The organism is Sulfuricaulis sp. (assembly GCF_040901545.1).
Taxonomy (GTDB): domain Bacteria; phylum Pseudomonadota; class Gammaproteobacteria; order Acidiferrobacterales; family Sulfurifustaceae; genus Sulfuricaulis.
Genome location: NZ_JBBDYL010000065.1, coordinates 53,763 through 65,377 on the forward strand (window position 1 = coordinate 53,763; position 11,615 = coordinate 65,377).

Consider the following 11,615-nt stretch of genomic DNA (forward strand, 5'->3'; position numbering starts at 1 on the left):
CTATTGCCTTATTTTTATGATAATTTGCATTAATTCTTTTTCGGCGGGATTTTGTACGCCCTGAATATAGGCCAGCAGGATGTTGTCCGGCGTCGACAGCAATTGAGTGAACGCCTCTTGCTCCGACGGTGTCAGGGAGTGAAAGCGGTGTTCCAGAAATTCCAGCAGAATTAAATCGAGTTCGAGCAATCCGCGCCGGCAGCGCCAGCGTAGCCGCTCCATTCGCCGGTCATCCATATCGAGGTGTGCCGTGCTGCTTGCTTCCTTTAGCTGGATAAGGGGTGCGGCTGACGATCCAGCCGTCACAATACCCGTTTCGCCAGCATCATCTTGATATGCCCGATGGCGCGCGTGGGGTTCAGGCCTTTGGGGCAGACCTCGGCGCAATTCATGATGGTATGGCAGCGGAAAAGTTTATAGGGATCTTCGAGGTCGTCCAAGCGCTCGCCGGTGGCCTGATCGCGGCTGTCCGCCAAAAACCGCAAGGATTGGAGCAAAGCCGCCGGCCCCAGAAATTTGTCCGGATTCCACCAGAACGACGGGCACGAAGTGGTGCAACAGGCGCACAGGATGCACTCGTATAGTCCGTCGAGTTTATCTCGCTCCTCGGGGAACTGGAGCCGTTCGATTTCCGGTTCCGGGTCGTTGTTGATCAGCCACGGTTTCACCGCCCGGTAGTGGCTGTAAAACTGGCTCAAATCCACGATTAAATCGCGAATGATCGGCACCCCGGGCAGTGGCCTGAGCACAATGGGCTGGCGCAGGTCCTTGAGTGGCTTGATGCATGCCAACCCATTGCGGCCGTTGATATTCATCCCGTCCGAACCGCACACCCCTTCACGGCAGGAGCGGCGAAATCCCAGACTGTCATCCTGTTGTTTCAATAACAGCAACGCGTCGAGCAGCATGACGGCCCCGGTGTCATCCGGCAGTTCGTAGGCCTGCATCCGTGGTTTGTTGTCGGTCTCGGGATTAAAACGGTAAATCGAGAATTTCATGTTATTAGTTCAGTTCGTTTTCACCGCTGAATTGCCCGACTAATAATAGCTTGCTTGCCCTTGGCCTGGCAATGACCTGAATCTGAAAACACGCCATCCAGCAATGTTATTTTATTATCGGACGGCATTGCTGTTGTCGTCCGTACCTGTGCAGTTTCTTCAAACGATTTAATCGGCTCGATACGCAATGCGAAGCAGCGAACAGTCCCTTAATCCAACAATTTCCATGCCTTATTTTGGAAGACCGATAGTCCCCGTATTTGGCACCTTTGGTCAGATTGGACCGACGCTCGTCTGGGATAACGTATAAAAGTACCCAATAATTAACTGATCAAGCCTGACAACTGGGCATATCCGTGGTTCACGCGGGGAGAATCTTATGGGCAACTGGGAATCGGTAATGATGTGGCCGGGAAATCCGGTCCTGTCGTGGCTGTTATTGTTCGTCATCGTCGTGCCGCTCCTTTACGGCGCGCGCCATGGCATGCACGGACTGCTGCGGGCGCTGTTCCGCGGTGTCGGTAATCCCCTGCGACTCGGTGCCCGCTGGCTTTTCAAAGCCGCCGAGGAAATGCGCCAGCGTAACAAGGCGGTGCTGTTCGATCACGGGCACCGAGAAGTTTCTCAAAACATCGTCAAGGAATTCGAACGCGTCACCAACATGGTGCAGCGTGATTTGCACGGGTACCCGGCGTTGCAGCGCAAACTCATGGACGAGATCACGCATATTGAAGAAGATTTTCAAAAATGCGGTGAAGTGCCCCCGCCTCCGCCGGAATGGACCAAGGCGATCAGCGCCATCGCCAAGATCAAACCCACCGGTGACGGCCTGGTAGAACAGATCCTGGACGATATTCGCGTTTCCATCGAAGAAGTATACGAAAAGGTTGTGGCCGAATACCGCAAATCGTACGAAGAGCGGCACAATATTCTCGAAAGCTTCATGCCCTTCTGGCGCTCCGTGGACAAAAGCCTGAAGCGCGTGGACAAGGATTTAACCGGCTTGCGGGACAGCGCCGCGAGAATTGACGAACAGATGGAGAAGTTCGTTCAGATCAATGCCAAATCAGAAAAGGCCGAACACGAACTCACCTCCTCGGCATCCATACTGTTCGTGATCTCACTGCTGGTGATCCTGATCGCGGCCGGCGGTGCGTTCGTGAACTTCTGGCTCATCGAGCGTCCGATGGAAGCCATGGTGGGCGGTTCCGAATACATCTATGGCGGAATCCAGGCGTCATACATGGCGGCGATGGTGATCATCTTTTTTGAGACGCTCATGGGATTGTTCCTGATGGAATCGTTGGGTTACACCCATCTGTTCCCGCTCAACAACATGAGCAACAAGATGCGCCTGTGGATGGTGTGGATCTCGTTCACGATCCTGCTTATTCTCGCCGGCGTTGAAGTGGCGCTGGCAGTGATGCGCGATATGATTATCGCCGCGGACATCGCCCTGAAACAGGAACTGGCCGGCGGTACCGCGATCGCGGTTACCAGTGCCTGGGCGCTCAACATCCCCAAAGCCGCGCAGATGATTCTGGGTTTCACCCTGCCCTTCGCGCTGGCCTTTGTCGCCATTCCCCTGCAATACCTGATTCATTCCGGTCGCACGGTATTCGGCGCCATGCTGGTATTGGCCGTTCGCGGATTGGGATTCGCCATGCGCTTCCTTTCCAGTGCGATGCGCCAAATCGGCAAAGGCGCCGAGCACCTTTATGACGCGATCATCTTCCTGCCGTTGCTGATCGAACGCGCGGTCAAAGCCTATTACGATTCCCGAACGGATTCTGCTTCTGACAAATCTTCCCGCGTTGGATCATTCCCCAAACGCGCGACCGGGGGCATGCTGTGAAGTACTACTTACGATTGATTCCGGTTCTGCTTCTGTCCCTGTTGTCGGCCTCTTGCGCCGACCCACGCACGCATGCGCAGGCCATTTATATGCTGGTGGATACGTCCGGCACTTATTCGCAAGAACTCGACAAGGCGCAGCGCATCGTGAGCTACCTGCTCGGCAGCCTCAAATCGGGGGATTCACTGGCCGTAGCGCGGGTCAAGAGTCGCAGTTTCTCCGAGAAAGACATCATCGCCAAGACGACCTTCGCCAAGGACCCCATGCAAGTCAACGCCCAGAAGCGCGCCTTTGCCGATAAGGTCGGCACCTTCAAGGCCGAAATGAAGAAAGGCAGTGCTTATACCGATATCACCGGCGGCATCATCCAGGCGGCCGAGTTTTTGAACGAGACCGGGGCCGGACAGAAAACCATTCTGATCTTTTCCGACATGCAGGAAGAGCTGGATTACAAAACGGTGCGCGATTTTCCGATTGACCTCAAGGGCATCCGTATCATCGCGCTGAACGTCACCAAGCTCACCACCGACAACGTCGACCCGCGCCGCTATCTCGGGCGTCTGGAGTGGTGGGAGAAACGCACGCGCGTCGCCGGCGCCACGGACTGGAAGGTGGTGAACGACCTGGAGCACCTGGAACGCATCTTCAGGAACCGAGGATAAAAATATCCACTGAATCCGGTGTCGATACCGGAGCACGATCTTCTGTGCGGGTAGTTACAGCTTGTTTGTTCCAGATAATTTATTCTTGCAAGCAATCATAACCTGTCCGTTTTAGGCCACAAGCGGACATTCGTGCATTGCATGAAACTGTTATCCGGAAAGATACATGGTGCGAAATTATTTTCGCGCAAATAAAAAAACCCCGGCGGTGAGGCCGGGGTTTCATGTCTTACACCGCCTGTTTCAACAGAGCACTTCCCTGTTGGCATTCCGCGGCACGGCGGGATCGCCGCCGACCTCAAGTCGGCCGCACCATCGCGCGCAGCGCCAGCAACGCGCCGACCACGAACACAAGCGTCGCCACGTAGATGGGGCCCAGGTGCGTGACCCAATTGAACGCGAAGGTCCCGGTGTAGTGATAGGGTAGGGCCACCGCCAGCCCCACCACCGGCGACGCCACGGCGGCGATCCACGCCCACCATTCCCCGCGACGGACGCCGAACCAGGAAAGCGCAGCGACGGCAATGCCGGTGGCGGCGATGAATCCGGCCGTGGCAACATGCAGGTGCCCGATGTAGTGCACGATCGCCGGATTGAGCGCATTCAGATTGTCCCGGGTGACGCCGTTGAGCGTGTCCACTCCCAACTCGAAGCCGCTGCCAGCGAAGTTGCGGTACAAGAACACCAGCGCGTAGCCGATGAACGCGAGGCTCGCGATGAGCATCAGCACCGCGCCCTGGTTTAAGCCGGAGTTTTTCGTATACATGCGGTTCTCCTATAGGTCTCGTCGAAGGTCGGGGATTTCCCAGAAGAGCAATGGGTAGCAAGCGAAAATGGTAGCATTCTGCCGGCGTATCCGGAAGCAAGTCAAAACACCCCTCTCTACTGGCGGAATAGGAGCTGAACCGATAACGTCGACCCGCGCCGCTACCTGGGACGCCTGGAATGGTGGGAAAAGCGCGCGCGCACTGCCGGTGCCACCAACTGGAGCGTGGTGAACGACCTGGAGCATCTGGAACGCATCTTCAAGAGGCAGGGATAGATCGACCATCTGCAATAAAAATACTATGGCTCCTCTACCCCCCCTCCTCTACTCTCACGCCCAAGAATTGTCCGCTGAAACAAATTCGTAGTTAAGTACGGGTAATTGCGATTTTATATCGCGCGGCAGTTTTCGTCCGGCAACCAACGCCTACAGCAACAGGTGGGTGTCGAGCAGGAGGCGCATTACTTGCTACCGAGGAATTTGGCAAGTATCTCATCGGGCAGCGGTTCATTGAAGTTATCCGGAATGTGCGACTCTTTGTCCAATAGTCCAAGCTTGCGCTTGGCCGTGGACGTGTCAAGCGGCGCGATCCGTGCAACCGGTTTGCCTGCCTTAATGATGATGTACTCTTTGCCCTGCGCAGCCTCTTCGACATAACGCAAAAGATGAGCCTTGGCCTGTTGAATATTGATTTTCAACATAATGAATTCCTTCATTCTGATATAAGAAGTATCAATGTCAACCGTAGGCAAGTCCAGATAAGTAACACATGATTATGCGTCATAACCAACGCACGTTACGCAACCGCCCACTCCTGTGACAACAACACCGCTTGTTCAAGCACTGTTTGAAATCTCTCTACTTTTTGGTTGATACGCATGTCCGTATCTACGATAGCATCGTGAATTACGGAAATTACATCGACATCTTTCGGAGCCTTGTTTCCAACCTCTCGTAATTTCCTAGATGTGCCCGCATTAGGCTCTTCCAGAGCTTCCCGTGGTTCGGCACGCTAAAGTGCAGTAGCTCGTGAACAATTACATATTCACCCAGCTTTTTGTTTATCCCCAACAACTCGTTATTGAAATTCAGATTGCCATTGGTCGAGCACGAGGCCCATTTATTCCGCATCGGACGGATGGCCAATGAGCGCACGCGTACGTCGAGCCTATCGGCCCACTCGAACACGCGAGTTTTGAACTCTTGTTTGTCGCGCCAGGTTCTCATGGACGGAAACTCTTATGGAGCAGATTGAACAGCGCTTCCACGGTAGCGGTGACCTTGCTGATATCATCTTCCTCGGCAAACAGCGCGAAGGTCACCTGCTTACGTACCTCTCGTAGTTCGGCTTCGCTGCGCTGCCAGTTGGGGAACTTGGAGAATGCGGCGGCCACCTTGCGGCTCGCCGCTTCTGGATTCGCAATGCCATCATCCGTCAGTTTGCAGAGCACGAAGTAAGTCAGCCCGTCTAGTCCCTTCGCTGCCTGCTCCTTTTTGCGATGCTCGTTCTTATCGATTTCCTTGAACAGCTCGGCCAGTGCCTCGGCGGTGGTCGTCTGCAGGTCCTCGAAGCTCTCCTGCACGGCCTTGGCCCGATCGGCCAGCGCCACCAGGAAGGGATCGTCACTGTTCTCCTCCGCGGTCTTTTCGATGGATTTGACGAGGTTAATGACCTTGGTGGCCTTGCCATCTGCGCGCTGCTTGATCGTGTCGATGGTGTCTTTGTCGATTGCGACATATTCTCCAGGCTCCTCCTTTGCCATCAACGCCCCGACATGCTGCTGCACCAGCTCGTTAGTTTTCTTCTGGAACGCCTTGTCCACGTAGACTTTCTTGGCGTATGCGTTCTGCACTACGGCGTAGATGGAGGATAGCTTTGCATAGTCCTCGATAAACGGCCGCAGGAACGCATCCGGCGAGATAATCTCGTAGAGCATCTCAATTTCTTTGTATTCCTTGAAAAACTCCTTGCGCCGCTCCTTGGCGCGGAAATGCTCGATCAGATTGTCCACGTCCTTGTCATCGAACTTGCGCGTTACGAGCGCCAGATAGGCGGGGGCCTTGGTTTCCATTTTCGCCTTGAACAGTTGCTTGAGCAGGCCAAGGTCCTTGACGATGGCGTTGATCTCGTCGCTGTCGAAGGCCAGCGCCTTTTCCAGTTTGTCGAAAATGCCCACGAAATCGAGCACAAAGCCGTGCGGCTTTACCATCTCCGCCGCCTCGTTCTCGTAGGGCCGGTTCACGCGTGCGATGGCTTGGAGCAAGGTATGGTCGCGCATCGGTTTGTCCAGATACATCGCGTAGAGAATCGGCGCATCAAACCCAGTCAGCAGCTTCTCGGTCACGATGAGAATCTTGGGCCACTCGCCGACTTTGGTGAAATTCTTGCGGATTTGCTTTTCTTTCTTGCCTTCGAGGTGCCACTTCTTCAGATGCTGGGGGTCGTTGTTGTTGCCGGTGAAGACGATCTCGGAGTATTCCGGCGGCAGAATCTTGTCGAGTGCTTCCTTGTAGAAGGCGCAGGCCTCGCGGTCCACGGCCACAAGGAAAGCCTTGTAGCCGAGCGGCTCCACGTTCTGACGGAAATGGTCTGCTACAAACCGCGCCACTTTCGGCACGCGGTCCTTACCCTTGAGAAAGTTCTTCAAATTCACCGCTCGTTCGAGAATCTTGTTCAGCTCCTCGATGTCAGCGATGCCCTCGGTTTCGGCCAGCGCGAGGAACTCCTTCTCCATGATCTCGTGCGGCACCAGCATTTCGTTGGGCGCGAGGTTGTAGTAGAGCGGCAGCGTGGTGCCGTCCTCGATGCTCTCGGAGATGGAATACTTGTGCAAGTAGCCCTGATCGTCCTCGCAGCCGAAGGTCTTGAACGTGCCCCGACCATAGGCGGTCTTGTCCACCGGCGTGCCGGTAAAGCCGATGTAGCTCGCGTTCGGCAGGCCGGCCATCAGGAAGTTACCGAGATCGCCGCCGGTGGTGCGGTGTGCCTCGTCAATGAGCACGAAGATGTTCTTGCGCGTGTTGAGGTTCGCCGGCATGTCGCGGAACTTGTGGATCATGGTCACCACGATGCCCCGGTAATCCTGCCCCTTCTCGTCCAGCAGCTTGTTGAGCGTGGCGATACGGTCGGCGTGCGCCACGTTGCCCAAGCCCACTGCCACCAGGTTCTTGAGCATCTGATCTTCCAGCTCGTTGCGATCGATCATCAGCAGAATGGTCGGCTTCTGCGCCTCATTGGCCTTGAAGAGCAACTCGGCGGCCTTGATCATGGTGTAGGTCTTGCCGCTGCCCTGGGTGTGCCAGACGAGCCCGCGCGAGCGCTTCGGATCGAGGGCCCGCGCCACCACCCTGTCCACCGCCGCCGTCTGGTGCTGGTGCAGGATGAACTTCTGAAGTTCCTCCTCCTTCTCGGCAAAAAGGATGAAGTCCTTCAGCACGCGCAGAACGTGCGGCACGGCGCAGAAGGTTTTCACCTTGGCTTCGAGGTTGCCGACTTCTTCGCTTTTCCAGCGGAAGATGTTTCGGCGTACCGTGTTCCATGTCACCCCGTAGGCGAAACCGATGGCCTCGGTAGCGGTGAATAGCATCTCCGGCACCATTACCTCCGGGGTTTCGGCATGGTAACGGCGGATCTGGTCCACCCCGAGCGCGATGGCCTCGTCCTTGGTGGCGTTCTTGCACTCAATCACCAGCACCGGAATACCGTTGATGAGAAACACCACGTCCTCGCGCGTGCCGTGGCGGCCGTTGTGGACGTAGAACTCCTCGGTCACCTCGTACACGTTGCGCCACTTCTCGCGCGGGCGATCCAAGTCTCCGTAATCAATGAGCTGAAGATCCAGCTCGCGGTTTTCCTCGGCGCAGAAGAACTTGCCCTGGTTGCGGAGGTAGGCCAGGAACTCGCGATTTCCGGCGATGTCGGCGTTCAGCCGCTGAAACTCGCCCACCAGCGCGCCCTCGGCCTCTTTGTATTTCGGATTGAAGGCGTGCACTTGGGCATGCAGCAGGTCACCGAAATAGAGCGACGCCGGGCGGGCGCGGTCCTCGGGCGTGGCACCGTCCGAATCAAAACCCCGTCGCGCCTCTGCTTCTGCACGTGACACATAACGCCAGCCGATCTTCTGCGCGTAAGTGAGGATGCGGGACTGAACGGTTTTGTGTTCACCGGGTTTAGACATTTATTTTCCCAGGAAAAATGCGAATCAACGCCACGTTTCCTTCCACTTCTGGTATTGCGACGGCCGCAAGCGGTAGCGGGCGATGTTCCCCTCGTGAAGGTTCATTACCGCCGTTTCCACCACCTCGATGAATCGCGCCTGATCCTCCTGCGGTACGTCTTCGGATGCGCGACGCTTGATGAAAGCGGCGGCAACCTTCTTGTCCATACCACTACCAACGATCTCGGAGACAGCATCGGTCACCAGCGCGCGATAGCGCAGACGAAAGGGGTCCGGTTCCCCCAATGACTGGCGCACCGCCGCGTAGCGCGCGCACGACCGCTCATAGGCCCACACGAACACGTCGCGCAGCAACTCGATGCGATTCAGTTCGTACACCCCGAGAGTTCCGTCGATATAGGCCCGCTCGGGCACGTCCACGAACGATAACGGACTCAGGTTCTCACGGATGAGCGGCAGATTCGCGGCAAGGCGCGAAACGCGTTTGTTCACATCCTCGAACGGTTGTAAATACGGCAGGTGCACCATGGCAAAAAAGGCCTGCTCGAACGGATCGGTAATCGCCGCGGCAGTGTCAAGGACGTGCTGAAAGCATTCCTCGATCACTTGTGGCACTTCCAACGGATGAAATACCGTCCCGGCGATCGCCACCGGAATGGAGCGCAGGCGTCCGCACGCCCGAGAATCGGCAAGCAAGTTGTCCGACAGCAAGGCATGCAGATTGAGGATGGTGTAACGGTTAAAGCCGACCTCGGTGGCCTGTTCGACCAGGAGCTCGATTGCCGCCTTGTGATTTAGAATCATCTGCGCTTCACTGGCGTCCTTGCCCTCAGCGGCCTCGCCCAATTCCAGCAGCCGTTCCGTTTCGAGCAGCGAGTAGGTGTTGCCCTCCAGACGGCTGGAGTTCCAGGACAGATCGATCAGCAAACGGCTATAGACTTGCCGCGCGTAAGTCCCGGCCGGACGCTGACCGTCCGGCGAGCGGCCCAGTTCGCGAAGCTGCTGCCGGATTTCCGGCGTAAGGTAAAAGCTGTCATTGGGCCGGTACGCATCGAGGAACGCCCGGTTGTATCCGACCGGTCGGCGGTTCCGGATGGGCTGGCGAACGGCCTGCTTAACAGCCTCCCCTTCGGGGGAGATCGGGATGTAAGTCTCGCCACGCAGCCCCGGCTTTTCGGCACCTTCCGCGATGGTGATGGCAGGCAGCCGATAGCGACTACCACGAGCACGACCTTCGACGGTCAGCCGCTTCTGTTCGACCAGCAGCGCCAATCGGCGCTGCAAAGTACGGCGCGGCAATTTAACCTTGAGCGCGCCACCGATATCCTCGATAGACCCCCCCTCGGGAAATTGGGCAACCGCTTGTAAAACGGCGTCGAGTTCGGCTTGCGGAACCAGTTTAGGCATGATCTCCTCGTTGTGGCGCGATAGGAATAATGCGCCACAAAAAAGCATTTATATGGCGCAATACGATTATTGCGCCACTTTAAGTGGCGCGCAAGGGTCTTCTACGCCATCTCAAGTCCCACTAAGGTCAGTCATGCCCAAATTGGGTTTAATGCAGCCCATTTTGGGTATGTTCAAGCCGGTCCTCAAATCTTTATCACCTTTCCCCGTGGGCTAGGGTGAGGGCCGGGGTGATGAGGGGGCCCCACCGCACCTCAGCTTCGGCGCGCGCACAAAGCGCCAGCCGATATCCTGCGCGTAGGCGAGGATGCGGGACTGGACGGTTCTGTGCTCAGACGGACGCAACCGGTGGCTCCGCCTGTGCACATGCACCATTTGCCCGCAATAATTGATACCAGAGAAAAGGCGCGATTGGAGTCCGAAAATGCCTGCAAGCAACTAAATCAATCGCGGCGACGCCGGCCGAGCAAGCTGGTGACTTGGATATAACATCGTGCCGTTCTGAGCCCAACACTGCCCTCATTCTTTCGCGAAACTCACTTGCGGTATCTGGGAGGATAATTGGGGCTTCAGACTCTCCACAATGATATTGAGCGGGCCAGTAATAAAGATGCTTGGTGAGGTCGTGGGTCGGGTGCCATAGCTGAAGGCATATCTCCGGGTAGTCCGCCTTTGTGTTTTTGGCGAGCACTCTGTAAAGATCTTCTCTCCCTAGTATCACTGACCACCCCGCCAACGTAGGCAAAAGCCAGGATGTTCTCATCAAACGTGTGCGGAGTTCCTCATCATTGAAAACCGTTGACTCGACTAGGTCATCTGTAGAATCCGTGCATATTGGGAAATTGCGCTTGCATTTAAACGTGTAGTCGGCGCGCTTTACCAACTCGGCGAGCCAATCCCCCGCTTGCGAGATATAGCCAGTCGATACCAGCAAGAATAATCCAAGCGTGATGTCTATAACGTTGCCGTCAAACCTTGGAGAACCCGAAACAGGGTTGTTTTGGAGCAATGCGGCTAGACCGTCAGCCACAGCTGTTGCGTTTTGCAACTCTGCTTTCCGTGTTTCTTCGTCCCCAACAACTAGCGCCCGAGATAACCCAATTGCTGCGATCAATCCAATCTGCTCGAAGACAACCAGAGAAAACTCAGCATTCTCTCGACAGTAGCCGGATAACCCGTCTGGCACGTATAGATGATCTTGCAACTTCGCGAAATACCGATGCGCTACTACGTTGTAGCCTTGCCACAACTCACCGAACTCTCGGTAGTAACGATCCCGATTGTCAACGTTTACAAGCTGTATGCGATGCCAAGACCAAAGTGCTGCTCGCTCTGACGCAATCAACGCCTGCTTTAAGTTACCCTCATCTTCAGACCACCGTGAAAAAACCTGTGCAGTTAGGTTGACGACGCGTAAGGCTTTTTTTAAATCATGAGGTTGGCCACTTTTTTCAAGCAACTCCCCTTTGAGCCCAAGGCCTAACTGTCGGCGAAACATACGATGTAGGTCTCTCTGGTCATAATCGAGTTCGCCGGCCAACGCTAGTGACTTCCTTAGATGTGTGCGATCTTCCGTGCTAAATATGTGCTCGTTAAGCATGTGCTGCTCAATGAGCGCAGCAATCTTGTCTCCACCCCAAAAGCTGAACGCGGCCCTTGCCGAATGCTCTTTCGCATAACTATCCCAATTGATCTGTGGGCTGCTCCCGGTTTCCAAGACACCTTGTTAAGAGCGATGATGTCAAACGA

12 protein-coding genes are annotated in these 11,615 nt (G+C 55.7%); 3 read left to right on the forward strand and 9 right to left on the reverse strand.

Annotation, left to right across the window (positions count from 1 at the left end; genetic code table 11):
* From WD823_RS13355 to WD823_RS13365, 3 genes are read right to left on the reverse strand one after another with little or no spacing between them, the layout of a single operon-like run.
* Positions 1-306: a succinate dehydrogenase assembly factor 2 gene (locus WD823_RS13355; protein ID WP_368429991.1), complete on the reverse strand. Its 306-nt coding sequence runs from the start codon at positions 304-306 to the stop codon at positions 1-3.
* A complete protein-coding gene (locus WD823_RS13360; RefSeq protein WP_368429992.1) occupies positions 303-998 on the reverse strand; it encodes a succinate dehydrogenase iron-sulfur subunit in 696 nt (231 codons plus the stop codon). Before WD823_RS13360 ends, WD823_RS13355 begins: the two co-directional genes overlap by 4 nt.
* Positions 999-1,018: 20 nt before the next feature.
* Entirely contained in the window at positions 1,019-1,186 is a 168-nt protein-coding gene (locus tag WD823_RS13365) for a hypothetical protein (protein ID WP_368429993.1), read from the reverse strand.
* Between the two features lie 191 nt (positions 1,187-1,377).
* Here WD823_RS13365 and WD823_RS13370 point away from each other — a divergent pair, with 191 nt between their 5' ends.
* Both WD823_RS13370 and WD823_RS13375 read left to right on the forward strand, forming a co-directional pair.
* Entirely contained in the window at positions 1,378-2,853 is a 1,476-nt protein-coding gene (locus WD823_RS13370) for a hypothetical protein (RefSeq protein WP_368429994.1), read from the forward strand.
* Between the two features lie 14 nt (positions 2,854-2,867).
* Positions 2,868-3,515: a VWA domain-containing protein gene (locus WD823_RS13375; RefSeq protein WP_368429995.1), complete on the forward strand. Its 648-nt coding sequence runs from the start codon at positions 2,868-2,870 to the stop codon at positions 3,513-3,515.
* Between the two features lie 298 nt (positions 3,516-3,813).
* On the opposite strand, the gene WD823_RS13380 is transcribed toward WD823_RS13375, so the two are convergent.
* The 6 genes from WD823_RS13380 to WD823_RS13405 form a co-directional block, all read right to left on the reverse strand.
* The gene (locus WD823_RS13380) at positions 3,814-4,281 is read right to left on the reverse strand and encodes a hypothetical protein (RefSeq protein ID WP_368429996.1); all 468 of its coding nucleotides are present in this window, start codon (positions 4,279-4,281) and stop codon (positions 3,814-3,816) included.
* Between the two features lie 461 nt (positions 4,282-4,742).
* Complete coding sequence (locus tag WD823_RS13385; protein WP_368429997.1) at positions 4,743-4,982, reverse strand: type II toxin-antitoxin system Phd/YefM family antitoxin; 240 nt, start codon at positions 4,980-4,982, stop codon at positions 4,743-4,745.
* Between the two features lie 214 nt (positions 4,983-5,196).
* Positions 5,197-5,508: a M48 family metallopeptidase gene (locus WD823_RS13390; protein WP_368429998.1), complete on the reverse strand. Its 312-nt coding sequence runs from the start codon at positions 5,506-5,508 to the stop codon at positions 5,197-5,199.
* On the reverse strand, positions 5,505-8,459 hold the full coding sequence (locus WD823_RS13395) for a type I restriction endonuclease subunit R (RefSeq protein WP_368429999.1): 2,955 nt from the start codon (positions 8,457-8,459) through the stop codon (positions 5,505-5,507). Before WD823_RS13395 ends, WD823_RS13390 begins: the two co-directional genes overlap by 4 nt.
* 24 nt (positions 8,460-8,483) lie before the next feature.
* Entirely contained in the window at positions 8,484-9,866 is a 1,383-nt protein-coding gene (locus WD823_RS13400) for a Fic family protein (protein ID WP_368430000.1), read from the reverse strand.
* A gap of 331 nt (positions 9,867-10,197) precedes the next feature.
* The gene (locus WD823_RS13405) at positions 10,198-11,406 is read right to left on the reverse strand and encodes a hypothetical protein (RefSeq protein ID WP_368430001.1); all 1,209 of its coding nucleotides are present in this window, start codon (positions 11,404-11,406) and stop codon (positions 10,198-10,200) included.
* A gap of 18 nt (positions 11,407-11,424) precedes the next feature.
* Between WD823_RS13405 and WD823_RS13410 the strand changes: the two genes are divergently transcribed.
* A partial coding sequence (locus WD823_RS13410) for a hypothetical protein (RefSeq protein WP_368430002.1) occupies positions 11,425-11,615 on the forward strand: 191 nt, incomplete at its 3' end.